The following is a 24,366-nucleotide window of genomic DNA, read 5'->3' on the forward strand; positions in this document are numbered from 1 at the left end:
ATCGCCCCGGAATGACGAGCGTTTGGCTTAGTTATTCCGCGCCGGATGGATGAATGCCCAGGGCGAGACTTCCGAATCCGTCGGCACTTCCACCGAGATCACGTAAGGCCCGCCGTCGGCCAGCGCCTTCTCCAGCACGGGGCGGAAGTGATCCGGCGAGGTGACCCGCGCGGCGCCGACACCGAAGGATTCTGCAAGCTTCACGAAATCCGGATTCACCAGGTCGGAGGCGACGACGCGGCCGTCGAAGCGCTCGCGCTGGTCGCGGCGGACATTGCCATAGGCGTTGTTGTTGAACACCAGCGTCACCACGCCGATCTTGAACTGCACGGCGGTGGCAAGCTCCTGCACGCCGAACATGAAGCCGCCGTCGCCAGTGATCGCGACCACCGGCTTGTCCGGATTGGCGACCTTGGCGCCGAGCGCGGTCGGGAAACCCGAGCCGAGCGTGCCCTGATAGCCCGAGGTGACGAAGGTCCGCGGCTCGTAGATCGGAAAGCCGTACCAGGAGGCGAAACCGACCTGCGACAGCTCGTCGGTGACGATGGCGCTCGCCGGCAGCACCTCGCGCAGGATCTTCAGATAGGCCATCTGCGGCTGGATGCGCTGGATCTCCTGCTCGGTCGCGGCCGTCGCCTCGCGGATCGCGGCGCGGCGGCCGGAGGTCCTGCGGTAGCCCACCTTGCGCACAGCGGCGGCGAGATCGGCGGTGCCGGCCTTGGCGTCCGCGATCACGCCGGCATCGGCCGGCCAGCGCCGCAGCTCGACCGGATCGATGTCGATGCGCACGCATTTCAGTCCGGCGGGCTGGTAGGGCCAGCGCGACATCGTCGGCAGCTCGAGGCGCGTGCCGATGCCGATCATCAGGTCGGTCTTCGGCCAGAGCTTGTAGGCCGAAGCCATGGTGAGCCCGAGTTCATGCGCGTTGGAGACGATGCCGCGGCCGCTGCGGAAGGCGACGACAGGCGCGTCGATCATCTCGGCCAATTCGAGGATCTCCTCGCGCGCCTCGATGGCGCCGCTGCCGACGAAGATCATCGGCGCCTTGCTGCCGGCGATCAGGTCGGCGGCGGCCTTGATGCGGTCCGCATCGGGCTGCGGCGCCGGCAACGGATCGAACGGCTTGACGGCTGCGACCTGGGTGCGCTGGGTGAACACGTCCCACGGCATCTCCAGCGAGGCCGGGCCGCGCCGGCCCGACAGCATCTCCTGGAACGCGCGCGACACCAGCGCGGGGGCGTTATCAGGGTATTCGATCCGGTCGGCCCATTTCACGAAGGTGCGCAGCGTCGCGAGCTGGTCCGGCATCTCGTGCAGATGGCCGCGGCCCTTGCCGAGGAACTGCGTCGGCACCTGACCGGTCAGGCACAGCACCGGCTCGTTGCAGCCGAATGCGGTGAGCAGCGCCGCCGAGGCGTTGAGCACGCCCGGGCCGGGCACCACGCTGAACACGCCGGGCTTGCCGCTGGAGCGCGCATAGCCGAACGCCATGTAGCCGCAGGCCTGCTCATGCCGGGCGCCGATCACCTTGAGCTGGGCCTGGTGGAAGGCATCGAACAGGCCATAGATCTGCGCGCCGGGCAGGCCGAACACGGTGTCGACGCCGTGGGCGACGAGGCCGTTGACGATCGCTTCGCCGCCGGATGTTGAGGTCATGGCACTGTCCACTTTGCTGGTGAGGTTAGGTGGCTTCGTCGACGACGCTGTTGCGCAGGATGCCGACGCCTTCGGCCTCGACCTCGACGACATCGCCGGGCTTCAGATAGCGCGGCGGATCGAACCGCGCACCTGCACCGGTCGGGGTGCCCGTGACGATGATGTCGCCGGGAACCAGCGTCGTGAAGGTCGAGATGTAGTTGATGAGGTAGCGGAAGCCGAAGATCAAGCGCGAGGTGCGGTCGTCCTGGCGGGTCTCGCCGTTCACCCGCGTGGTCAGGCGGATATCGGCGATCTGCTCTTCACCGGTGTAGGGCACGATCCACGGGCCGAGGCTGCCGGTGGAATCGAAGTTCTTGCCCTGGGTGACGTTGAACTTGGCGTGCCGCACCCAGTCGCGGATGGTGCCTTCGTTGCAGAGCGTGATCGCGGCGATGTGATCGAGCGCGGCGCTCTCCGCAATGTGCCGGCCGGCCTTGCCGATCACCAGCACCAGCTCGCCCTCATAGTCGAGCTGCGGCGAGATGCGCGGCCGCACCACCGGCGTGTTGTGGCCGACGAAGGAGCGCGGCACCCGCAGGAACATGCTCGGGTATTTCGGCGCGTCCGAGCCGTCCTTGTATTCGGCATTGCGGTCCGGGTAGTTGACGCCGATGCAGATGATCTTTTCCGGCGCCGGGATCGGCGGTTGCCACGCGACTGCGTCGAGCGCATGGTCGGGCGCGCGCCTGGCGGCATCCTCCACGAGCCTGCTCAGCGCGCCGGCGGCGATCGCCTCGCGCAGCGTCGGATAGTCCTTGGCGAAGCGCGACGAGAGGTCGACGATGCCGGTGTCGGTGACGACGCCATAGCTGGTGGCGCCGTTGAAGGAATAGGTGGCGAGGCGAGGAGAGGGCATTAGTAGTCCCATAATTGGTGTCGTCCCTGCGAAAGCAGGGACGACGTGAGGAGGAAGGCGCGCACTAGTCCGCGACCAGCACGTCGGCGACGAAGCGCGGCTCGCGCACCGCCTGGCCGGCGAAGGTCGAGCCTTCCTCGAACCAGGAGCGCGGCGCCGGCGCGCCCCACAGCGTCTGGCGGCGCGGATCGCGCAGCGACCAGCGCAGCGGCTCATGGTCGTGATCGCCGGTGAAATAATCGCTGGTGTAGAGCTCGATGCGGTGGCCGTCGGGATCGCGGATGTACAGGAAGAAGGCGTTGGAGATGCCGTGCCGGCCAGGGCCGCGCTCGATGTTCTTGAGGTAGCCGGAGGAGGCCATCACGTCGCAGAGATGCACGATGTTCATCGCGGTCGGTACCCAATAAGCGATGTGGTGCAGGCGCGGGCCGCGGCCGTTGGTGATCGCGAAGTCGTGGACGTTGCCCTTGCGGTGCATCCAGGCGGCTGCGATGCGGCCGTTGTCGCCGTCCTCCTCGGCATATTCGGTGAGGCGGAAGCCGAGCCGGGCGTAGAAATCGACGGTGTCCTGCACTTCGGCGGCGAACACGTTGAAATGGTCGAGCCGCTGCGGATGGCAGCCCTTGTAGAGATCGTAGCGCCGCAAGAGATGCGGGCGCTTCTCCATCGTGGCGTAAAGCTCGATCTGGAAGCCGAACGGATCGGTGAATTGCAGGGTGCGGCCCTGGAACGGCTGGTCGACGAAAGCGTAGGCGATGCCGTTCTCGGAGAAGAAGGCGGCCGCCTTGTCGAGGTCGCCGTCGTCGCCGACCTTGAAGCCAAGCCGGTTGCAGGCCGCCTTCGGCGCCTTGCGCAGCACCACCGAGTGATGCTGGTGCTCCTCGCTGGCGCGCAGATACACCGACTTGTCGTCGCGGTTCTCGATGTGGAGGCCGACCGTCTTCTCGTAGAAGGCGGCGCTCTTGTCGAGATCCGTGACGTCGAGCACGGCATGGCTGCAGCGGATGATGTTGAACGGCGGATCGAAAACGTGTGTCGGAACGGGCATCGGTGTTTCCCCTCAATTTTATTGTCATTCCGGGGCTCGCGAAGCGAGAACCCGGAATCTCGAGGTTCCGGGTTCGATGCTGCGCATCGCCCCGGAACGACGGCTGGCTAAATTCCCAGTTTCTGAATCTTGTGCGTCCCGCGGGCGAGCGAGACGTGCTTGGTTTCCATGTAGAAGTCGAACGAGTAGTCGCCGCCGTCGCGGCCGATGCCTGACGACTTCATGCCGCCGAACGGGGTCGGCAGATGGCGGACGTTCTCCGAATTGAGCCAGATCATGCCGGCTTCCAGCGCATCCGCCACGCGCAGCGCGCGGCCCATGTCTCCGGTCCAGACATAGCCGGTCAGGCCGTACTGCACGCCGTTGGCGATCTCGATCGCCTCTCGCTCGTCCTTGAACGGGATCACGGTCAGGAACGGGCCGAACACCTCCTCCTGCGCGACCCGCATCTTGGCGTTCGCGCCGGTTACCAGCGTCGGCTGCACATAGTGGCCGCCGCCGGGACCGTCATGCGGCTTGCCGCCGACCGCGATCGTGGCGCCGTCGTTCTTGGCGACGTCGAAATAGCTGCACACCTTGGCGAGATGCCGCTCATGGATCAGCGGCCCGATCTCGGTGGCGGGATCGAGGGGGTGGCCAACCTTGAGCGCCTTTACGCGTTGGGTCAGCTTCTCGATGAACTTGCCGGCGACGCTCTCCTGAACCAGCAGCCGGCTCGACGACGTGCAGCGCTCGCCATTGAGCGAGTAGATCATGAACACGACGGCATCGAGCGCGCGATCGAGATCGGCGTCGTCGAATACGATCACCGGGTTCTTGCCGCCGAGCTCGAAATGCACCCGCTTCAAGGTCGGCGCCCCCTGCGCCATGATCGCTGAGCCCGTCGCGCTCTCGCCGACGAAGCCGATCGCCTTGATGGCGGGGTGCTCGGTCAGCGCCTTGCCGGCCTCTTCGCCGAAACCATGCACGGTGTTGAGCACGCCGTCGGGGATGCCGGCCTGTTTTGCGAGTTTGACCAGCAGATCGGCGGTGACGGGCGACCATTCCGCCGGCTTGTGCACCACGGTGCAGCCGGCCGCGAGCGCCGGCGCGATCTTCCAGGTCGAGAGCATGAACGGCGTATTCCACGGCGTGATCACGCCGACCGGACCGATCGGCACGCGGGTCGAGATGTTCCAGTGCTCGTCCGAAGGCGTGTTGAGACCGTCGCGGGCCTCGCCGCATTTGTCGGCGAAGAAGCGGAAATTCTCCGCGGCGCGGATCGCGGCCTTGGCCATGAAGCGGTGCGCCTGGCCGGTGTCGATGCATTCGAGCACGGCGATGTCGTCGGCGCGCGCCTCGATCGCATCGGCGACGCGATGCAGCAGCTTGCGGCGCTGCGCCGCCGGCATGTCGCGCCAGGCCTTGAAGGCCTTGGACGCCGCGGTTGCGGCACGGTCGATATCCTCGGCATTGCCGCGTGCGACCGTCGCCAGCACCGTGCCGTCAATCGGCGATCTCGTCTCGAAGGTCTGGCCGGAGGCCGCCGGCACGATCTTGCCGTCGATCACATGGCCGATGCCTTCGGCTTTCAAGTTTGCAAGCAGCGGGCCGGCGCGATCGCGGTTGGCCTGGAACACGTCGGCTGGCGATTTCGCTGTCGCTTTATCCATTGACCGTCTCCACCTTCAGTGCGTCGTGGATGTTGTTGCGTTTCCAGCTGGTTTCCTTGTCGTTGATCTGCATGTCGAACGACAACGCGAATTTGCTGTTGGCGAAGACCGGATCGAGATGAGCCGATAGCGCCTTGAAGATGTACTCGCCGGCCTTCTTGCGGGTGGCGAGATCGCGGCCTTCGCCGAGCCGCAGCACCATGTCGAGGAAACCGTAATTCTTGCGGCCGTCGGCGATCGCGTAGTGCTCGCATCTGACGGCACGGACGCGGATGCCGCCGAGCGGGAAGATGCCGGTCTCGACCGCGGCCTTGCGGACCAGTTCGACCGTCGCGCCCATGTCGACCAGATCGTCGAGATTGGCGGAGTATTCAAGCGTGAAATGCGGCATGCAGCGCTCCTGCTGAAGGCGTCAGGCGAAGTAGCAGCTTACGGAACCATACGGTCCGTAGTCGGCCTGGATGGTGTCGCCCTTGCGGGTCTCGATCGGACGGATGAAGGAGCCCGCCAGCACGACCTGGCCGGCTTCCAACGCCAGCCCGTTCGGCGCGATCTTGTTGGCGAGCCACGCCACCGCGGTCGCCGGATGATTCAACACGCCGGCGGCCAGACCGGTTTCCTCGAGCTGGCCATTTCGGAAGCACAGCGCGCCGATCCAGCGCAGGTCGGCGTCCAGCGGGCGGATCGGCCGGCCGCCGAGCACGATGCCGGCATTGGCGGCGTTGTCGGCGATGGTGTCGAAGATCTTGCGGGTCGCCTTGGTCTCGGGATCGACGCGCTCGACCCTGGTATCCAGGATCTCCAGCGCCGGTACCACGAAATCGGTCGCGTTCAGCACATCGAACAGTGTGCAGTTCGGCCCGGTCAGGCGATGCTTCATCACGAAGGCAAGCTCGGCCTCGACGCGGGTGGCGATGAAGCGGTCGGTCGGGACCAGGCCGCCATCGGCGAAGAACATGTCGTCGAGCAGGATTCCGGAATCGGGCTCGTCGATATTGAGCGCGCTCTGCATCGCTTTCGAGGTCAGGCCGATCTTGTGGCCCTTGACGACGCGGCCCTGCGCCACCTTCATCTCGACCCAGGCCTTCTGAATCGCGTAGGCGTCTTCGAGGGTGATGCGGGGGTATTCCAGCGAGAGCTGGCGGATTTGCTTGCGGGTCTTTTCCGCGCCGTCGAGCCGTTCGGCGGCAGCGCGGATATCGTCCTTGGAGAGGGCCATGCGTGCTACACAAAAGTGGATGTCGGGAGATGATTAACATGTTAAGTGAATTCCCGCAAACTGAATCAAGGCATGTTGCAACGCAAAATTTCGTTGCGCAGGATTAGGTAATGGCGCGCAAAAATTCGAACGACATTGGGCAGGGCGAGGACGTGGCGGCGCGACGGACCCCGATGCGCGAGTTCTCGCGCTCGCTGCCGATGTCGCTGCTTCGCGCCCGCGAGGCGGTGATGCGGCAATTCCGTCCGTCGCTGCGCAATCACGGGCTGACCGAGCAGCAATGGCGGATCCTGCGCGCGCTCACCGCGGTCGACGAGATCGAGGTCACCGAACTCGCCCGCATGGCGTTTCTGCTCGGCCCTAGTCTGTCGCGAATCCTTCGCGATCTCGAGGGCCGCGCGTTGATCGAGCGCAAGGCAGCGGAGAACGACGCGCGGCGCGCGGTGGTTTCGATCTCCGCCAAGGGGTTGAAGCTGATCGAGGCGGTGGCGCCGACGTCGGAGACGATCTATGCCGAGATCACCCGGCGCTTCGGGGCGCGCAAGCTTGCCGAATTGCAGGAGATGCTGGGCGCGCTCGAAGCGAGCCTGGCCGGAATGGGCTCGTCCGATGACGCCGAGGTCGAGGCTGACGAGTAGCTTCGATCATGCGCGGCATTCGCGCTCAGGCCATGTAGGGCACGCGCGAAATCACGTTGATGGCGCGGAATTCGGCAATCCAGCCCGCGACCTTCGAGTGGGACCATTCGATATGGCGGCGCAAGATGGCTGCCGCCGCGTCGCCGTCACGCGTGCGCAAGGCCTCGATGATCACCAGATGCTCGTCCATGAAGGAATCGATCTGCGGCGCGGTCAGGGCGACCTGAATGTGCTTGCCGATCACGAAAGCGCAGTGGGTGCGCTTGAGGGCTTCGATCATCTCGCGATTGGCGCCGTAACCCAGGCAGCGGATATGGAGGTCGCCTTCGATCTCATCGAGTTCGCCGACGCCGACGCGGTCGCGGTGCTGGATCCCCTCGCGCAGCCGCTCCGCCATGCGGTCGAGCAGGGCGGCAGGAATTGTCGCCGTCGCGGATTTGAGGAGCAGCGGCTCGAGCGTTGCGCGCACCTCGAAGATGTCGCGGAGGCGGTCCTCGTCCAACGGCACCACGTACCAGTGCGCCTTGGCGCCCTTCTCGAGGATGCCGATCGCCTGCGCGCGCAGCAGCAGGTTGCGCGCCACCGTGCGCCCCACCCGGAAATGCCGCGCCAATGCGAGCTCGCTGACGCGGAAGCGTCCGAACAGCGACCGGTAAATGATCTCACGTTCGAGCTTGTAGTAGAGCGTATCCCAGGCGTCGCTGCGCACGGCATCGACGGGGCCGTCGGTCAGCCCAAACATTTCCGGTGTGATCGGGACGCGCCGAGGGTCGACCTTGCGCTTGCCGGCGATGACGCCGCGACCGTCGAACCGTCGCACCAGGCCGATATGCTCGAGCTGTTCGAAAGCCTGCCGCACCGGAGAGCGGCTGGAGCCGAACAAGGTCGCGATCGCCGATTCGGAAAGAACCGTGCCAGGTGGCACGTCACCAGCGCGGATGTGCTTTGCCAATGCGCTCTTGATCAGCGCGTAGGCCGGCTGTTTTCGTCTGGTTTGCGATTTCGCTCGTGGAATCGACATGGAATGGCTGCCCGCTGGCCACACTATCACGTGATCGCGTCATGGTCGCTCGTAGCAGGCATTTACGCACCTCTGCCAGCGAACTTTTGACTATTGCGTGCAATGTGCAATCATGTTTAGCTGGGTCAAACGCCAGATTGATGGTCGCCGTTGCACGGCTTGCGCGCTGCAGCGGTGCTCACGTTTGCTCGTCGCGCCGTTTGATGGCTGCGGACGGGCCAACAGATCGACGCGTCAGCTCGTCTCAACGCAGCCGACAGCAAGTTCGGCGCATCACAGGGAGGATGGAATGGAAACTGACGAGACGTGAGTTTTCCGCCAGCTTGGCGGCAGGTCTCGCTGCACCCGCGCTGATGCGCAGCGCTTGGGCGCAGGGTGCGACGATCAAGATCGGCATGTGCGTGCCGGTGACCGGACCCGCGGCGGAGCAGGGGCTGTGGGCCCAGAACGGCGCCAAGCTGGCGCTGGCCGCGGTCAACAAGGCCGGCGGCGTGCTCGGCAAGCAGGTCGAACTCGTCATCGAGGACGATCAGACCACCAATCCGGGCATCGTGCTGGCATTCTCCAAGCTCGCCGCGCAATCCGACATCGTCGCCTTCCTCGGCTCGATCCGCTCGACCCAGGTGCAGGCGATGGCGCCCGACGTGATCAAGGTCGGCAAGCCGGTGATGATCGGCGGCACCAATCCCGACCTCACCCATTCCGGCAATCCCTGGCTGTTCCGCTTCCGTCCGAACGACAATTATTCCGGCCGCGTGATCGCCGACTTCGGCGTCAATACGCTCGGCAAGAAGAAATGGGCGATCGTGCATTCGACCGACGCCTTCGGCACGGCGGGCGGCAAGGCGCTCTCGGAAGCGCTGACCAAGCTCGGCGCGCCGCCGGTGCTCGACCAGGGCTATGCCAATCAGAGTCAGGACTTCACCCCGGTCGTACTGGCCGTGAAGCAGTCCGGCGCTGACGTGCTCGGCACCTACTTCACCTTCGAGAACGATCTCGGCATCTTTGCCCGGCAGCTGCGCCAGCTCGGCGTCAACATTCCCTGGGTCGGCTCGCCCTCGGTGGTGGCGGTCTCCTCGACCAAGCTCGCCGGCCCCGCGCTGTTCAACACCTACGGCGTCGCCGACTTCGCCGAGGATTCAAGCGATGCGGCGAAGGCGTTCGGCAAGGCCTATCGCGATGCCTACAAGACCGCGCCCGACAACCAGAGCGCTTGGCCCTATGATGCGATCACCATCCTGTCGGCGGCAATCAACAAGGCCGGCTCGACCGATCCGAACAAGATCCGCGACGCCATCCTCGCGACGCAGAAGTTCGCCGGCGCCGAGGGCGAGTACAATTTCGACAAGAACGGCGACGGTCTGCACGGCTACAATGTCGTGAAGAACGACAAGGGCAAGATCGTCTACGACAAGCATATCGACTTCAACGATTGATAGCGGTTCGGCCTCTCCGGGCCACCTCGGAGAGGCCGTTCGCCCGCGACACAATTCTCAGATCGAGCGCTCGTCATGGATCTCGTCCTCCAACTGCTCTTTACCGGCATCGGCATCGGCGCGGTCTACGCGCTGGTCGCGCTCGGTTTCGTGCTGATCTTCCGTGCCACCAACGTGGTGAACTTCGCGCAAGGCGAGTTCTCGATGGTCGCCGCCTATCTGATGGTGGTGTTCTCGGTCGATCTCGGCTGGCCTTACTGGCTGTCGTTCCTGATCGCGCTCGCCGGCATGGCGTTGTTCGGCGTCATCTTCAATCTCGGCGTCTATTATCCGCTGCGCAATCGCACCTATCTGCCCGTGATCATCGCCACCATCGGCGCCTCGATCCTGCTGTCGAACTCGGTGCTTGCGATCTACGGCCCGCAGCCGCAGGTGCTGCAGGGCTGGTTCGATACGCCCGGCATTCAGCTCGGCCCGGTCTATCTCGACAGCCAGTATCTTCTGATCATCGGCGTCACGATCCTCCTGGTGCTGTTCAATTTTTGGTTCTTCGAGAAGACGCTGCTCGGCAAGAAGTTGCAGGCGACCTCGCAGGATAAGGAAATGGCCTCGCTGCTCGGCATTTCCGTTTCCACCATGATCATGATCACCTTCATCTATTCGGCCGTGCTCGGCGGTCTCGCCGGCATCCTGGTGGCGCCGGTGCTGTTCGTCTCGATCCAGATGGGCTCGACGATTGCGCTGAAGGCGTTTGCCGCGACCATCATCGGCGGCTTCGGTGACGTTGCCGGCGCCATCGTCGGTGGCCTCGCGCTCGGTGTCATCGAGACGTTCGGCGCCGCCTATATTTCGGTGCCGTACAAGGACGGCTTTGCCTTCCTGGTGCTGATCGCTTTCCTGGTGTTCCGGCCGCAGGGCATCTTCGGCGAACGTGTCGCGGAGAAAGCATGAGCGTCAGCGACAACATGATCCCCGCGCCGGCCGTGCGCTCGAAGCCGCTGATCATCCGTCATCTGCCGTATTTCATCGGCGCCGCGGTGCTGGTGGCGCTCGCCGCCGGCATGCGGTTCGACGGGTACATCCTCAACATCCTGCTGCAGGCCACGACCTTCTCGATCGCGGTGTTCGGGCTGTCGGTCGTGCTCGGCCTGTGCGGCCAGATCAACCTGGCGCAGGCCGCGTTCTTCGGCTTCGGCGCCTATGTGGTCGGGCTCGGCACCGCGGACCTGCACCTGAACTTCTGGCTCTGCCTGGTTGGCGCCTGCGCGATCACGCTGATCGCCGGCGCGTTCCTCGGCATGTCGACGCTCAGATTGGGGGGGCACTACCTTGCGATGGTGACGATCTCGTTCCAGCAGATCGTGACGCTGGTGATGATCAATGCCATCGGCGTGACCCACGGGCCGGACGGCGTCGCCAACATTCGCCGGCCGGAGCTGTTCCAGTCCTCGCAGAGCTATCTGGCCTTCTGCGTCGCGATGCTCGCGATCGTCGGTTACCTGGTCTGGCATCTACCGGACACCAAGCTTGGCCGCGCCATGCGCGCGGTGCGCGACAACGAGCTTGCGGCAGGCGTCAACGGCATCGACGTATTCCGCACCAAGATCTACGCGTTCGGCCTCTGCGCGTTGCTCGGCGGTCTGGCCGGTGGCCTGTTCGCCGGCGGCTTCGCCTATGTCAGCCCGGACCAGTTCTCGTTCGCGGAATCGATCGTGTTCCTGACCATGTCGCTGCTCGGCGGCGTGGCCTCGCCGATCGGCTCGGTGATCGGCACGGGCCTCTTGATCCTGATCCCGGAATGGCTGCGCTTCCTGAAGAGCGTGCCGGGACTTTATCTGGCGATCTACGGCCTGTTCGTGATCCTGATCATCCGCTTCATGCCCGACGGTATCTGGGGTTTTGTGTCGGACGCGTTCACGCGTTGGCGTGCGCACACCAAGGCGCCGCCGGCCGCGGCGGCCTTGCAGCTCAAGCCGGCGACGTCAGGCGGCGACATCGTGCTCGAAGTGACCGGGCTCTCGAAGCATTTCGGCGGCCTCAAGGCGGTCGACGGCGTCGATATCGCGGTGAAGCGCGGCAGCGTGCATGCGCTGATCGGGCCCAACGGCTCCGGCAAGACTACGACGCTGAACGTGCTGTCCGGTCTCTACAAGGCGACCGCGGGCAGGATCGTGCTCGACGGCACCGACATCACCAATATGGCGCCGCATCAGCGCACGGCGGCCGGCCTCGGACGCACCTTCCAGAACATCCGCCTGTTCCGTTCGATGACCGCGCTGGAGAATGTCGAGATCGGCGCCGAGCGTCCCGGCAACACCATGATCGGGAAGGGCGAGGACGCGCTGACCGAGCGCGCGATGGAGGCGCTGACCTTCGTCGGCCTCGGCAACCGCGCCAACGAATTGATCTCGAGCTTCTCCTACGGCCACCAGCGCCTGATCGAGATCGCGCGGGCGCTGGCGTCGAACCCGACGCTGCTGCTGCTCGACGAGCCGGCGGCCGGTCTCAACTCGACCGAGAAGCTGGAGCTGCACGAGCTGCTCAAGCGCATCGCAGCCCAGGGCCTCACCATCCTGATCATCGATCACGACATGACGCTGGTGTCGGAAGCCGCCCAGCACATCACCGTGCTGAACTTCGGACGCCGCATCGCGGACGGCGAGTCCATGGCGGTGCTGCGCCATCCCGACGTCGTCTCCGCCTATCTCGGGAGCGAATGATGCCGCTGCTCGAAATCCGCAATCTCGTGGTCCGCTACGGCGAGATCGAGGCGCTGCGCGGCGTCACCATCGCCGTGGAGCAGGGCCAGGTGGTCACGCTGCTCGGCGCCAACGGCGCCGGCAAGTCGACCACGCTGCGCGCTATCTCAGGCCTCGCCAAGCCCGCCTCCGGCGATATCATGTTCGACGGCCACTCGATCGCGGGCCTCGGGCCCGAAGCGATCGTCCGGCTCGGCATCTCGCACGTGCCGGAAGGCCGCCGCGTGTTTCCGGGCCTCACCGTGAAAGAGAACATCATGCTCGGCGCGTCGAACCGGAAGGTGCCGGCGTCGCAGATCTCGCGCGAGGCCGACGCGATGTTCGACCTGTTCCCGGACATCCGCGCCTTCTCCAACGCGCTCGGCTGGACGCTGTCCGGCGGCCAGCTGCAGATGGTCGCTGTGGCGCGCGGCCTGATGGCCAAGCCTCGGCTGCTGCTGCTCGACGAACCGTCGCTCGGGCTGGCGCCGGTCATCGTGCAGGCGGTGTTCCGCATCATTTCGCAGATCAGGAAGGACACCACGGTCTTGCTCGTCGAGCAAAATGCGCGCATGGGACTCTCGGTCGCCGATCACGGCTTCGTCCTGGAAACGGGGCGGATCGTGCTGGGCGGCAAGCCCGACGAATTGTGGGGCAATGAAGCCATCGCCGCGGCCTATCTCGGCGGCCACGCCAAGACCCACGCCTGACAACGTCCCCTGCTTTACTGAGCGAGCTGGTTTTTCATGGTCACCATCAAGGTCGATAACCTCATCAACTTCGTCTCCGAGGTGTTTTCCCATTCGGAGTCCTCTCCGGAAGAGGCGAAGCGCATCGCGACCTATCTGACGACAGCGAACCTCACCGGGCATGACAGCCACGGGGTGATCCGTGTGCCCGTCTATGTCAGGTGGAAGAAGATGGGCTCGATCGTGCCGAACCAGACTCCCGAGGTGGTGGTCGACACGCCGTCGCTCGCGGTGGTCGACGGCAAGTTCGGCTATGGCCAGACCGTCACGCCGGTTGCGGTCAAGCTCGGTATCGAGAAGTGCAAGAAGGCGGGGCTCGCCGCGGTCGCGCTGCGCAACTCCGGTCATCTCGGCCGCGTCGGCGACTGGGCCGAGATGGCCGCAGCCGAAGGCCTTGTTTCAATTCATTTCGTGACCGCGGCCGGCTCGCTGCTGGTTGCGCCTTACGGCGGCGTCGAGAAGCGCCTGTCCACGGCGCCGTATTGCGTCGGCATTCCGCGTCAGGGCCAGGATCCGATCGTGCTCGATTTTGCGACCTCGGTTGTCGCCGAGGGCAAGTGCCTGGTGGCAAGCCGCGGCGGCAAGAAGCTGCCGATCGGCGCGCTCGTCGATGCCGACGGCACGCTGAGCGAGGATCCGCATGTGCTGTATGGTCCGTACACGCCGGACGGACCGCGCGACCACACCAAGGGAACTGGCGCGATCCGCGCCTTCGGCGATCACAAGGGCTCGGGTCTCGCCTTCATCTGCGAACTGCTCGGCGGCGCGCTGACCGGCACCGGCGCGACGTCGTCGGACCGGCGCTTCGCCAACGGCATGATGGCGTTCTACATCGACCCCAAGGTGATCGACACCAGCAATTTCTTCGACGACGAAATCACCCGCTACACCGATTTCATCCGCGCCACCAAGCCGATCGCGGGCACGGAGTCCGTGCTGATTCCGGGCGATCCCGAGCGGAAAACCCGTGCCGATCGCACCAGGAACGGCATCCCCTTGCCTGACGACACCTGGGCGGCGATAGTGAATACCGCGCGCGAAGTCGGCGTCAGCGAAGTTTCTATCCAGCGGGCGACCAGCTGAAAGCTCGTCCCCCCAATAAACCGCAAAGGGAAACGCGATCAATGGCAAACAAGGTCAAGCAAGTCTGGGCATCGGGCAAGGCGGTGGTGAACGCGTGGCTCGCGATCCCCTCGGGATTCTCCGCCGAAGTGATCGCGCAATGCGGCTTCGACAGCGTCACCGTCGACATGCAGCACGGTGTGCAGGATTATCAATCGATGGTGCAGTGCTTCCAGTCGATGCATGCCCATCCGGTGACGCCGATGGTCCGCGTGCCCTGGAATGAGCCCGGCATCATCGGCAAGGTGCTGGACGGCGGCGCCTACGGCGTGATCTGCCCGATGGTCAACACACCGCAGGAAGCCAAGAACCTCGTCTCCTACGCCAAATATCCGCCGAAGGGCGTGCGCTCCAACGGCCCGATCCGCGCCGGCATGTACGGCTCGGCCGGCACCTATCAGCAGACCGCCAACGACGAGATCGTGCTGCTGCCGATGATGGAGACCAAGACCGCGGTCGAGAACATGGAAGCGATCCTCGATGTCGAAGGCATCGACGGCGTCTATATCGGCCCGTCCGATCTCGGCTTCTCCTACGGTCTGGTGCCGAAGCTCGATCGCGATGAGCCGGAGATCCTCAAGATCTACGAGAAGATCATCAAGGAATGCGGCAAGCGCGGCCTCAATCCGGGCATCCACTGCTCGGGCGCCGAGGGCGCGGTGCGCGCGATCAACATGGGCTTCAAGCTCGTGACGCTGTCGAACGAGGTCGGCCTGATGCAGGTCTACGCCAAGATGCAGGTCAACGCGACCCGCGAGAAGTCCGGCGGCAAGGCGTAAGTTCTGTCCGCGATTTTAGCTCTGCTCCCTCGCCCCGCTCTCTTGTCCGCCGAAGCCCGGCTTCGGGCGAAGGCGGATGCGGGGAGAGGGTTGGGGTGAGGGGCCTCTACCCGGCGAGCACCATCGTTGTAAGTGACATCGTGCCTCGCCCCTCACCCGGATCGCTGACGCGATCCGACCTCTCCCCGTAAAGGACGGGGAGAGGTGAAGAAGACACCAAGGAGAACTCCCATGGCCTCGGCACAAGTGATCCGCCTGCACGCCGACGACAGCGTCCTGATCGCGCGCGCGAGCCTGCCGCCGGGGCTTGAGGTGACCGAGGGCGTCACCACGGTCGATCGCATTCCAGCGGGCCACAAGGTCGCGATCAAGCCGATCGCGCCAGGCGAGCCGATCCGGCGCTACGGCCAGATCATTGGCTTTGCGACCCAGGCGATCGCGCCCGGCCAGCATGTGCATACGCAGAACTGCGGCATGGGCGATTTCGCCAAGGATTATGCCTATGGCGCCGACGTCAAGCCGGTGCCGAACTTCGATCTGCCGGCGACATTCGAAGGCATCCGCCGCGCCGACGGCCGCGTCGCGACCCGCAACTATATCGGCATCCTCACCTCGGTGAATTGCAGCGCCCATGTCGCCGGCATCGTGGCCGACATGTTCAAGAAGAATCCGTTCACCGGCGACAATCCGCTCGCCGATTACCCGAATGTCGACGGCGTCGTCGCGCTGACCCACAAGACCGGCTGCGGCATGACCCAGGACGAGCCCTTGGCGCTGCTCCGCCGCACGCTCGGCGGCTATGCGCGCCACGTCAATTTCTCCAACGTCATTGTGCTCGGCCTCGGCTGCGAGGTGAACCAGATCGGCGGCCTGATGCAGGAGCAGAAGCTCGCCGGTCGCCTGCGCGCGATGGACATCCAGGAGGTCGGCGGCACCCGCAAGACAGTGGAAGCCGGCGTTGCCTTCGTCAAGGAGGCGCTCGCCGATGCCAACAAGGTCAAGCGCGAGGCGGTGCCGGCGAGCGAGCTCACCGTGGCGCTGCAATGCGGCGGCTCGGATGGTTACTCCGGCGTATCCGCCAATCCGGCGCTCGGCGCGGCGAGCGATCTGCTGGTCCGTCACGGCGGCACCGTGATCCTCTCGGAGACGCCCGAGACCTATGGCGCGGAGCATCTGCTGACTCGCCGCGCCGTCAGCCGCGAGGTCGGCGAGAAGCTGGTCGGCCTGATGCGCTGGTGGGAGGAGTACACCCAGCGTGAGGGCGCCGAAATGAACGCCAATCCGAGCCCGGGCAACAAGGCCGGCGGTCTCACCACCATCCTTGAGAAGTCGCTGGGCGCGATGGCCAAGGCCGGCAGCACCAACCTCGTCGACGTCCTCAACTACGCCGAGCCCGTCACCAAGAAGGGCTTTGTGTTCATGGACACGCCCGGCTACGACCCGGTCGCCGCGACCGGGCAGGTCGCGGGCGGCGCCAACCTCGTCTGCTTCACCACCGGCCGCGGCAGCGTGTTCGGCTGCAAGCCGGCGCCGTCGATCAAGCTCGCCACCAACACGCCGATGTACAAGCGGATGGAAGACGACATGGACGTCAATTGCGGCACCATCCTCGACGGCGAGGAGAGCGTGCAGGAATGCGGCCAGCGCATCTTCGACCTCATCCTCAAGACCGCCTCGGGCCAGCCGACCAAGAGCGAGAGCTTTGACTTCGGCGGCGCTGAATTCGCGCCGTGGGTGCTGGGCGCGACGATGTAGTTTAGAGCCACGATCTAGCCTTTCACTCCGCCGTCGTCCCTGCGAAAGCTGGGACCCATAACCACCGGCCGTAGTGATGTGCGAGGCGTCTGCCATCGTCTTTCATCATTAGGACCACGCGGTCTGGGTCCCTGCTTTCGCAGGGACGACAAGGAAGTACGTTGGCGAATGAAGCTTCCCGGACTACGCTGCGCTCCATCCGGGCTACGGATGGGACGGAGGAAGCATGCGCGCGCGTTGGTTGGGAATTGTTGGATGCATCACATTTCTTGCCGCTTTGAGCCTCGGCGCCGGTTCGGCTGACGCCGCAACCATAGTCGCGCTTGGCGCGAGCAATACCTACGGCAAGGGCGTGGCGCGCAACCAGGCCTATCCCGCGCAGCTCGAAGCGATCTTGCGGGCGAAGGGATTGAGCGTCCGCATCGTGAACGCCGGCATCAACGGCGACACCACGGAAGGGATGCTGCAACGCCTGGACCGCGCCGTCCCGAACGGGACCCGTGCGGTTATTTTGCAGCCAGGCGGCAATGACCGGCGCAAGGGCAGGCCTGACCGGACCGCGGATATCCAAAGTCGTCTCAGCGCCCGTGGCATCGCGGTGATCATGCTCCCTAACGGGATGCTGGGTGGACTCCCCCATCAGCCCGATGGTGTGCATTTGACCCCCGAGGGCTATCATATGCTCGCCGAGCAGCTTGCTTCGCAGGTATCCGGCGCAATCGGCCGCTAGCAATCGCGTAGCCCGGATGAAGCCAACGGGTCGCGCGAATGCGCGCCCGATGACAGGCTCCGCGCAATCCGGGACTCTTCCTGCGGATGAAGGCCCCGGATTTCGCTTTCGCTCCATCAGGGCTACGGATCGCGCCCTTACCTTGGGCACCCCGTGCCCGTTGTTAGTGCTTGATGTCGACCGGCAGCAGTGTTCTGCTCAAAAAAGCTGCTGGAGCCTTCGGTCCGTGTCGATATCAGTCGCACTGCATCACGTCACGCACTACAAATACGACCGGCCGATCGATCTCGGGCCTCAGACCATTCGGCTTCGGCCCGCGCCGCATACGCGCATGCCGATCACGAGCTATTCGCTCAAGGTCACGCCCGCCAATCACTTCGTGAACTGGCAGCAAGACCCGCAGGGCAACTGGCTGGCGCGCTACGTCTTTCCAGAGAAGACCACCGAGCTCAAGGTCGAGGTCGATTTCACCGCTGACATGACGGTGGTCAATCCGTTCGACTTCTTCGTCGAGCCCTTTGCCAACAGCTTTCCGTTCGAATATCCCGGCGATCTCAAGACCGAGCTCGCGCCCTATCTCGAGACCGATGAGGCCGAGCCGCTGCTCGCGGCTTACCTGAAGGAGATTCCGCGCCAGGCTGACAGCACCGTCAACTTCCTGGTCGAGCTGAACGCGCAGCTGCAGAAGAAGATCAGCTACGTCATCCGCATGGAGGCCGGCATCCAGACGCCGGAGGAGACGCTTGCCGCGGGCTCCGGCTCCTGCCGTGACTCGGCGTGGCTCTTGATCCAGACGCTGCGCCACCTCGGGCTCGCCGCGCGTTTCGTCTCCGGATATCTCATTCAGCTGCGGCCGGACATCGATCCGCTCGAGGGGCCGCGCGAGGTCGAGAGCGATTTCACCGACCTGCACGCCTGGGCCGAGGTCTATCTGCCGGGGGCGGGCTGGATCGGTTTCGACGTCACCTCCGGCATGCTGACGGGCGAGGGCCACATCCCGGTCTGCGCCACGCCACACTATCGTTCGGCCGCGCCGGTGACCGGCACCGCGGGCGTTGCCAATGTCGAGTTCGGCTTCGAGATGAGCGTCAAGCGCATCGGCGAGGCGCCACGCATCACCAAACCATTCTCCGATGAATCCTGGGCGCGGCTCGACCGGCTCGGCGAGCAGGTCGATGCCGATCTGAGGAAAGACGATGTGCGCTTGACCATGGGCGGCGAGCCGACCTTCGTTTCGGTCGACGATCTGGAATCGCCGGAGTGGAATGTCGCCGCGGTCGGTCCGACCAAGCGCGCGCTCGCCGACGAATTGATCCGCAAGCTGCGCATGCGGTTCGCGCCGGGCGGCCTGCTGCATTACGGCCAAGGCAAATGGTATCCCGGCGAGAGCCTGCCGCGCTGGGCGTTCGGTCTCTACTGGCGCAAGGACGGCAAGCCGATCTGGAAGAATGCCGAGTTGATCGCCGGCATTGAGAATTCGCGCAGGGCCGAGATCGCGGAGGCCCAGCGTTTCGTCGAAGTAACAGCAACCAAGCTTGGTCTCAGCGCCGACTATGCCATGCCGGCTTATGAAGATCCCGCCTTCTGGCTGCAGCGTGAAGCCGGCCTGCCGGCCAATGTCAGCCCAGCGAATTCCAAGCTGACCGATCCGGAAGAGCGCGCCCGGATGGCGCGGGTGTTCGATGAGGGGCTGACCACGCCGAAAGGTTACGTGCTGCCGATCCAGCGCTGGAGCCCGCTCGGCGATCGCGTGCCGGCACGCTGGCGCAGCGAGCGCTGGAAGATCCGACGCAGCCATCTGTTCCTGTCGCCCGGCGACTCGCCGCTGGGCTTGCGGCTTCCGATCGCCTCGCTCGAATATGTCCCGCCGGACGATTATCCCTACGTCGTCGAACGCGATCCGATGGCGCCGCGCGATGCGCTTTCCGACGAGCTGCAGCAAGCCTTGAAGGAGATTCCCGAGCCGCTGCCGGTGCGCACCGCGATGTCGATCGAGGTTCGCGACGGCGTGCTGTGCGCCTTCATGCCGCCAGTCGAGAAGGTCGAGGATTATCTCGACCTGACCGCAGCGATCGAAGCCGCCGCCGAAGAGTTGCAGCTGCAGGTCCACGTCGAGGGTTACGCGCCGCCCTTCGATCCGCGCATCGAGGTGATCAAGGTGACGCCGGATCCCGGCGTGATCGAGATCAACGTGCAGCCGGCGCAAAGCTGGCGCGAAGCCGTCGACATCACGCTCGGCCTCTATGAGGACTCCGCCAAGACGCGGTTAGGGGCCAACCGTTTCCTGATCGACGGCCGCCACACGGGCACCGGCGGCGGCAACCACATCGTGGTCGGCGGCAGCAGGCCGGAGGATTCACCGTTCCTGCGCCGGCCCGATCTGTTGAAGAGCCTCGTGCTGTACTGGCAGCGGCATCCGTCGCTGTCCTATCTGTTTTCCGGCATGTTCATCGGCCCGACCAGCCAGGCGCCGCGCATCGACGAGGCGCGGCATGACGGGCTCTATGAGCTGGAGATTGCGCTGTCGCACGTGCCGCCGCCGGGCATGGATGGGCCGCTGTGGCTGGTCGATCGCCTGTTTCGGCATATCCTGGTCGATATCACCGGCAACACCCATCGCGCCGAGATCTGCATCGACAAGCTCTATTCGCCCGACGGCCCGACCGGCCGGCTTGGCCTCGTCGAATTCCGCGCGCTCGAAATGCCGCCCGACCCGCGGATGTCGCTGGCGCAGCAACTGTTGATCCGCGCGCTGATCGCAAAGCTGTGGCGTGAGCCGCAGCAGGGCCGGTTCGTGCGCTGGGGCACCGCGCTGCATGACCGCTTCATGCTGCCGCATTTCCTCTGGGAGGATTTCCTCGGCGTGCTCGCCGAGCTCAAGCAATCCGGCTACGACGTCGAGCCGGAATGGTACCAGGCGCAACTTGAATTCCGTTTCCCCTCCTTCGGGCGCGTTCATCATGGTGGCGTGGGTCTCGAACTGCGGCAGGCGCTCGAACCCTGGCATGTGCTGGGCGAGGAGGGCACCTCCGGCGGCACCGTACGCTACGTCGATTCGTCGGTCGAGCGGCTGCAGGTAAAGGCGACCGGATTCGTCGATGGGCGCCATGTCATCACCTGCAACGGCAGACGGATGCCGATGACCGAGACCGGCCGTGCCGGCGAGGCGGTCGCCGGTGTCCGCTTCAAGGCCTGGCAGCCGGCCTCCGGCCTGCATCCGACCATTCCCGTGCATGCGCCGCTGACGTTTGACCTGATCGACACCTGGAACGGACGCTCGCTCGGCGGCTGCGTCTATCATGTCGCCCATCCCGGCGGCCGCAACTACGAGACTAAGCCGGTCAATTCCTACGAGGCCGAGGCGCGGCGGCTGGCGCGCTTCCAGGAGCACGGCCATACCCCCGGCAAGATCGAGACGCCGCCGGAGGAACGCACAATTGAGTTTCCCTTGACCCTCGACTTGCGGACGCCGCTCCTGCACTAATTGTGTCAAGGGGAAGTGGAATGTCCGCATCGGGTGGCCAAGGCAATAGTCAAGGCAGCAGTCAGGAGAGCAGGGCCCGTCCCGGTCAGCGCCGGATGGCGCAGTGGACCCGCGACTATGTCCGGCTGCCCGGCATTCCCGACGAGTATATTGCAGACGACGGCGCGCCGCGGCCGGTCTGGGCTCGCTTCTTCGATGCCTTTGCCGCGCTGTCGCCGGCCGATATCGAGCGTCGCTTCGCCTCCGCCGATCGCCATCTGCATGAGGCCGGCGTCACCTATCGCGCGCCGGGCGACACTTCCGACCGGATCTGGCCGCTCAGCCATCTGCCGCTGATCATCGACGCGGCGGACTGGCGCCAGCTCGCCGCCGGTGTCGCGCAACGCGCGCAGCTTCTGGAGATGGTGCTGGCCGACCTTTACGGCGAAGGCCGCCTCATTGCCGACGGCGCCATCCCTGCCGCTGCGATCGCCGGCAGCAGCGAGTATCTGCGCGCGGTCAGCGGCATCAAGCCGCCGGGGGGCCGCTATCTGCATCTCTATGCCGCCGACATCGGCCGCGGGCCCGACGGCCGCTGGTGGGTGCTCGGCGATCGCACGCAGGCACCGTCGGGCGCGGGCTACGCGCTGGAAAACCGCCTGGTGCTGTCGCGCGCCTTTTCCAATCTCTACAAGTCGATGAATGTCGAGCGCGTCGCGCCGTTCTTCGAGGCGTTCCGCGATTCGCTGCGCGCCAGCGCCGATCGCGACGAGCCGCGGATCGGCCTGCTGACGCCCGGCGCGTTCAGTGAGACCTACTTCGAGCACGCCACGCTGGCGCGCTATCTCGGTTTCCTGCTGGTCGAGGGCGACGATCTCGCGGTCTCAGGCGATCGCGTCCACATCCGCACCGTCGCCGGGCTGAAGCGGCTCGACGTGCTGCTGCGCCGGGTCGATTCCAACATGCTCGATCCGCTCGAGCTCGACGCGTCGTCTTATCTCGGTGTGCCCGGGCTTGTCGAGGTTCTGCGCAAGGGCGGCGTCGTGGTCGCCAACATGCCGGGCTCTGGCGTGATGGAGGCGAGGGCGCTGCTCGGCTTCCTGCCCAATCTGTGCCGGCGCCTGCTCTCCGAAGACCTGATGATGCCGCACATCGCGACCTGGTGGTGTGGCCAGAAATCCGCCCGTGAAGAGGTGCTGTCGCGGCTCGACGAGTTCGCGATCGAAGGCGCCTATGGCCGCGGCGTTGCGGATTTTCCCGGCAACGGACCGGTGCTCCCGGGCGAATTGTCGGCCGCGGACCGCGACCGCCTGAAGGATGCCATCAGCCATCGCGGCATCGATTATGTCGGTCAGGAGCTCGTGCGGCTGTCGACCACGCCGGTATGGGAGAACGGTCGCATCGCGCCGCGTCCGTTCGTGTTGCGGGTGTTCGCGGCGGCGACGCCGAGCGGCTGGACTGTGCTGCCCGGCGGCTTCTGCCGGATTGCCGATCGGGCCGATGCGCGCGCGGTGTCGATGGGCGATGGCGCGGTGTCCGCCGATGTCTGGGTGGTTTCCGACAAGGCGGTTGAGACCTCGACCCTGCTGCCGGCGGTCGACACCGTCCGCATCCGCCGCATCGCCGGCGTGCTGCCGAGCCGCGCCGCCGACAATCTGTTCTGGCTCGGCCGCTATCTGGAGCGCGCCGAGGCCACCATCCGGCTGATCCGCGCGCTGTGCACGCCGCTGCGCGATCCTGCGCGCGCGAATTCGAACGGCTCGGCGCCGGCGATGCATTCGGCCGAGCGCATCCAGCGCATGCTGGTCGCCTGGGGCGCGGCCTCGCAGACCGCGCGCGCCAATCTCGCCAAGGTCGCGCTCGAAGCGCTGCAGAGCGAGGAGAAATTCGGCTCGGCCCTGTCGCTGGTGCGATCGGCGCAGCGCACGGCGACCTCGCTCCGCGAGCGGCTGTCGCCGGACGCCTGGCAGGTCATCACCGAGATGGCTGATCGGCTCGCCATCGAAGTTCATGACGATGACGGCGTCGTCAGCGCCGCCGAACTGACCCTGCAGGAGCTCGCAAGCTTCGCCGGCCTTGCACAGGAAAACATGAACCGCGCCGCCGGCTGGCGTTTCCTCGAGATGGGCCGCCGCGCCGAGCGCGCCGTCAACACCACGCGCTTTGCCCGTCAGTTCGCCTATGACGAAGCCGGCGACGAGGACCTCGACGTTCTGCTCACGCTGGTCGACTGCCAGATCACTTATCGCTCGCGCTATCTGGTGCAGCCGCTGCTCGCACCGGTGCGTGATCTGGCGGTGCTCGACCCCTACAACCCGCGCTCGGTCGCATTCCAGGTCGCGGCGCTGAACGGGCATATTGCCGCGCTGCCGAGCCTGAAGGAGCACGGCCTGATCGAGCGGCCGCAGCGTCTTGCCGTCGCGGTCGAGGCAATGCTCACAACGGCTGAAGCCTCGAGTCTCGACGTCAAGACGCTGTTCGCGCTGGAGCAGGATCTGCTCAACCTCGCCGACTCGATTGGGCTGCATTACTTCCCGCACGGACCGAATGCCAGCCGGCCGGAGAAGCTCACGGGGCTGGCGTGATCTACGACATCCGTCACGTCACGACTTATAGCTACGAGACCCAGGTCAGCTTCGCGCGCTGCTCGCTGCGGCTGGAGCCGATCAGCGGCGACGGGCAGCAGCTGATCTCGCATTCGGTCGAGATCCGTCCGAAGCCCGCGGAACGCACCACAAGGCGCGACTTCTTCGGCACGCTCACGGAAAGCGTCCTGATCGAGACCGCGCATCGCAGTCTGCGCATCGATGCCCGCTCGCGGGTCTCGGTGGCGCGGCAGCCGCCGGCGCGCGACGCCGCCAGTCCGTCCTGGGAGGACGTGCGTGACAACGCGTTCGAGGCGTTGAGCCTCGATGCGGCCTCGCCGGTTGGCTACGTCTTTGCCAGCGCGCTGGTGCCGGTGCTGCGGCCGGTGACGGCCTACGCTTCCGCGAGCTTTTTGCCCGGTGGCGGCACCCTTGCCTGTGCGGCCGACCTGATGCGCCGCATCCGCAACGACTTCAAATACGATCCCAAGGCGACCGTGATCTCGACGCCGCTTCGCGACGTGTTCGAGAAGCGCCATGGCGTGTGCCAGGACTTTGCCCATGTGATGATCGCAGGGCTGCGCGGCCTCGGCCTGCCCGCGGCCTATGTCAGCGGCTATCTGCGCACCATTCCGCCGCCGGGCCAGCCGCGGCTGCAGGGCGCGGACGCCACCCATGCCTGGGTCTCGGTCTGGTGCGGCAGCGCGCTTGGCTGGGTCGGGTTCGACCCGACCAACGATCTGATGGTCGGGAGCGACCACATCATTCTCGCCATCGGCCGCGACTTTGCCGACGTCTCGCCGGTCGATGGCGTCATCGTCGGCGCGCGCAAGCAGAAGCTCGCCGTTGCGGTCGACGTGCTGCCGGTGGGGTGAGC

General features: G+C 65.6%; 19 protein-coding genes. 12 read left to right on the top strand and 7 right to left on the bottom strand.

From position 1 onward, the window contains the following. Positions 1-27: 27 nt before the first annotated feature. From ACVW1B_RS06210 to hpaH, 6 genes are all read right to left on the bottom strand, one after another. Positions 28-1,656, bottom strand: a complete 1,629-nt coding sequence (locus ACVW1B_RS06210; protein ID WP_456821345.1) for a thiamine pyrophosphate-dependent enzyme — start codon at positions 1,654-1,656, stop codon at positions 28-30. A gap of 25 nt (positions 1,657-1,681) precedes the next feature. Further along, positions 1,682-2,554 (bottom strand): fumarylacetoacetate hydrolase family protein, encoded by an 873-nt coding sequence (locus ACVW1B_RS06215; protein WP_310882592.1) that lies wholly within the window; start codon positions 2,552-2,554, stop codon positions 1,682-1,684. A gap of 64 nt (positions 2,555-2,618) precedes the next feature. After that, positions 2,619-3,602, bottom strand: a complete 984-nt coding sequence (gene hpaD, locus ACVW1B_RS06220) for a 3,4-dihydroxyphenylacetate 2,3-dioxygenase (protein ID WP_456821346.1) — start codon at positions 3,600-3,602, stop codon at positions 2,619-2,621. Between the two features lie 107 nt (positions 3,603-3,709). Further along, the gene (gene hpaE / locus ACVW1B_RS06225) at positions 3,710-5,254 is read right to left on the bottom strand and encodes a 5-carboxymethyl-2-hydroxymuconate semialdehyde dehydrogenase (protein WP_456821347.1); all 1,545 of its coding nucleotides are present in this window, start codon (positions 5,252-5,254) and stop codon (positions 3,710-3,712) included. Further along, positions 5,247-5,645: a 5-carboxymethyl-2-hydroxymuconate Delta-isomerase gene (locus ACVW1B_RS06230; RefSeq protein ID WP_076832987.1), complete on the bottom strand. Its 399-nt coding sequence runs from the start codon at positions 5,643-5,645 to the stop codon at positions 5,247-5,249. The genes hpaE and ACVW1B_RS06230 overlap by 8 nt, the downstream gene beginning before the upstream one ends. A 21-nt stretch (positions 5,646-5,666) precedes the next feature. Further along, positions 5,667-6,473: a 2-oxo-hept-4-ene-1,7-dioate hydratase gene (hpaH, locus tag ACVW1B_RS06235; protein WP_141339477.1), complete on the bottom strand. Its 807-nt coding sequence runs from the start codon at positions 6,471-6,473 to the stop codon at positions 5,667-5,669. A 110-nt stretch (positions 6,474-6,583) separates the two neighbouring features. Here hpaH and hpaR point away from each other — a divergent pair, with 110 nt between their 5' ends. Next, a complete protein-coding gene (gene hpaR, locus ACVW1B_RS06240) occupies positions 6,584-7,111 on the top strand; it encodes a homoprotocatechuate degradation operon regulator HpaR (RefSeq protein ID WP_456781186.1) in 528 nt (175 codons plus the stop codon). Positions 7,112-7,136: 25 nt separating this feature from the next. Here the strand turns inward: hpaR and ACVW1B_RS06245 are convergent, their stop codons facing one another. Beyond that, positions 7,137-8,132, bottom strand: coding sequence for a GntR family transcriptional regulator (locus ACVW1B_RS06245; RefSeq protein ID WP_092083321.1), 996 nt, complete (start codon positions 8,130-8,132; stop codon positions 7,137-7,139). Between the two features lie 284 nt (positions 8,133-8,416). On the opposite strand from ACVW1B_RS06245, the gene ACVW1B_RS06250 reads away from it, so the two are divergent. The 11 genes from ACVW1B_RS06250 to ACVW1B_RS06300 all read left to right on the top strand — a co-directional run bounded on the left by ACVW1B_RS06250 (position 8,417) and on the right by ACVW1B_RS06300 (position 24,364). Beyond that, a complete protein-coding gene (locus ACVW1B_RS06250) occupies positions 8,417-9,568 on the top strand; it encodes an ABC transporter substrate-binding protein (RefSeq protein ID WP_456821348.1) in 1,152 nt (383 codons plus the stop codon). 75 nt (positions 9,569-9,643) lie between these two features. Beyond that, positions 9,644-10,519 (top strand): branched-chain amino acid ABC transporter permease, encoded by an 876-nt coding sequence (locus tag ACVW1B_RS06255; protein WP_016841141.1) that lies wholly within the window; start codon positions 9,644-9,646, stop codon positions 10,517-10,519. After that, a complete protein-coding gene (locus ACVW1B_RS06260) occupies positions 10,516-12,288 on the top strand; it encodes a branched-chain amino acid ABC transporter ATP-binding protein/permease (RefSeq protein ID WP_253609601.1) in 1,773 nt (590 codons plus the stop codon). Before ACVW1B_RS06255 ends, ACVW1B_RS06260 begins: the two co-directional genes overlap by 4 nt. Then, positions 12,288-13,016, top strand: a complete 729-nt coding sequence (locus ACVW1B_RS06265) for an ABC transporter ATP-binding protein (protein ID WP_057015754.1) — start codon at positions 12,288-12,290, stop codon at positions 13,014-13,016. Before ACVW1B_RS06260 ends, ACVW1B_RS06265 begins: the two co-directional genes overlap by 1 nt. Before the next feature lie 36 nt (positions 13,017-13,052). Beyond that, a complete protein-coding gene (locus ACVW1B_RS06270) occupies positions 13,053-14,138 on the top strand; it encodes a malate/lactate/ureidoglycolate dehydrogenase (protein ID WP_456781185.1) in 1,086 nt (361 codons plus the stop codon). 41 nt (positions 14,139-14,179) lie between these two features. Beyond that, positions 14,180-14,956, top strand: a complete 777-nt coding sequence (locus tag ACVW1B_RS06275) for an HpcH/HpaI aldolase family protein (protein ID WP_018270573.1) — start codon at positions 14,180-14,182, stop codon at positions 14,954-14,956. A gap of 231 nt (positions 14,957-15,187) precedes the next feature. Next, positions 15,188-16,711 carry a UxaA family hydrolase gene (locus tag ACVW1B_RS06280; protein WP_456781184.1) on the top strand — a complete coding sequence of 508 codons (1,524 nt, stop codon included), beginning with the start codon at positions 15,188-15,190 and terminating at the stop codon, positions 16,709-16,711. A 226-nt stretch (positions 16,712-16,937) separates the two neighbouring features. Beyond that, on the top strand, positions 16,938-17,441 hold the full coding sequence (locus ACVW1B_RS06285; protein WP_253609598.1) for a GDSL-type esterase/lipase family protein: 504 nt from the start codon (positions 16,938-16,940) through the stop codon (positions 17,439-17,441). Positions 17,442-17,667: 226 nt separating this feature from the next. Beyond that, entirely contained in the window at positions 17,668-20,925 is a 3,258-nt protein-coding gene (locus ACVW1B_RS06290; protein ID WP_456821349.1) for a transglutaminase family protein, read from the top strand. A gap of 20 nt (positions 20,926-20,945) precedes the next feature. Continuing rightward, the gene (locus tag ACVW1B_RS06295) at positions 20,946-23,489 is read left to right on the top strand and encodes a circularly permuted type 2 ATP-grasp protein (RefSeq protein ID WP_456821350.1); all 2,544 of its coding nucleotides are present in this window, start codon (positions 20,946-20,948) and stop codon (positions 23,487-23,489) included. Further along, entirely contained in the window at positions 23,486-24,364 is an 879-nt protein-coding gene (locus ACVW1B_RS06300) for a transglutaminase family protein (protein WP_456821351.1), read from the top strand. The genes ACVW1B_RS06295 and ACVW1B_RS06300 overlap by 4 nt, the downstream gene beginning before the upstream one ends. Positions 24,365-24,366: the final 2 nt, after the last annotated feature.

The sequence above is a fragment of the Bradyrhizobium sp. USDA 4502 genome (assembly GCF_054063355.1).

Coding starts and splice junctions, on each gene's coding strand:
- ACVW1B_RS06210 (WP_456821345.1), bottom strand. CDS start 1,656: ATGACCTCAACATCCGGCGGCGAAGCGATCGTCAACGGCCTCGTCGCC.
- ACVW1B_RS06230 (WP_076832987.1), bottom strand. CDS start 5,645: ATGCCGCATTTCACGCTTGAATACTCCGCCAATCTCGACGATCTGGTC.
- ACVW1B_RS06245 (WP_092083321.1), bottom strand. CDS start 8,132: ATGTCGATTCCACGAGCGAAATCGCAAACCAGACGAAAACAGCCGGCC.
- ACVW1B_RS06250 (WP_456821348.1), top strand. CDS start 8,417: ATGGAATGGAAACTGACGAGACGTGAGTTTTCCGCCAGCTTGGCGGCA.
- hpaH (WP_141339477.1), bottom strand. CDS start 6,473: ATGGCCCTCTCCAAGGACGATATCCGCGCTGCCGCCGAACGGCTCGAC.
- ACVW1B_RS06215 (WP_310882592.1), bottom strand. CDS start 2,554: ATGCCCTCTCCTCGCCTCGCCACCTATTCCTTCAACGGCGCCACCAGC.
- ACVW1B_RS06280 (WP_456781184.1), top strand. CDS start 15,188: ATGGCCTCGGCACAAGTGATCCGCCTGCACGCCGACGACAGCGTCCTG.
- ACVW1B_RS06260 (WP_253609601.1), top strand. CDS start 10,516: ATGAGCGTCAGCGACAACATGATCCCCGCGCCGGCCGTGCGCTCGAAG.
- ACVW1B_RS06255 (WP_016841141.1), top strand. CDS start 9,644: ATGGATCTCGTCCTCCAACTGCTCTTTACCGGCATCGGCATCGGCGCG.
- ACVW1B_RS06270 (WP_456781185.1), top strand. CDS start 13,053: ATGGTCACCATCAAGGTCGATAACCTCATCAACTTCGTCTCCGAGGTG.
- hpaR (WP_456781186.1), top strand. CDS start 6,584: ATGGCGCGCAAAAATTCGAACGACATTGGGCAGGGCGAGGACGTGGCG.
- hpaE (WP_456821347.1), bottom strand. CDS start 5,254: ATGGATAAAGCGACAGCGAAATCGCCAGCCGACGTGTTCCAGGCCAAC.
- ACVW1B_RS06295 (WP_456821350.1), top strand. CDS start 20,946: ATGTCCGCATCGGGTGGCCAAGGCAATAGTCAAGGCAGCAGTCAGGAG.
- hpaD (WP_456821346.1), bottom strand. CDS start 3,602: ATGCCCGTTCCGACACACGTTTTCGATCCGCCGTTCAACATCATCCGC.
- ACVW1B_RS06285 (WP_253609598.1), top strand. CDS start 16,938: ATGCGCGCGCGTTGGTTGGGAATTGTTGGATGCATCACATTTCTTGCC.
- ACVW1B_RS06275 (WP_018270573.1), top strand. CDS start 14,180: ATGGCAAACAAGGTCAAGCAAGTCTGGGCATCGGGCAAGGCGGTGGTG.
- ACVW1B_RS06265 (WP_057015754.1), top strand. CDS start 12,288: ATGCCGCTGCTCGAAATCCGCAATCTCGTGGTCCGCTACGGCGAGATC.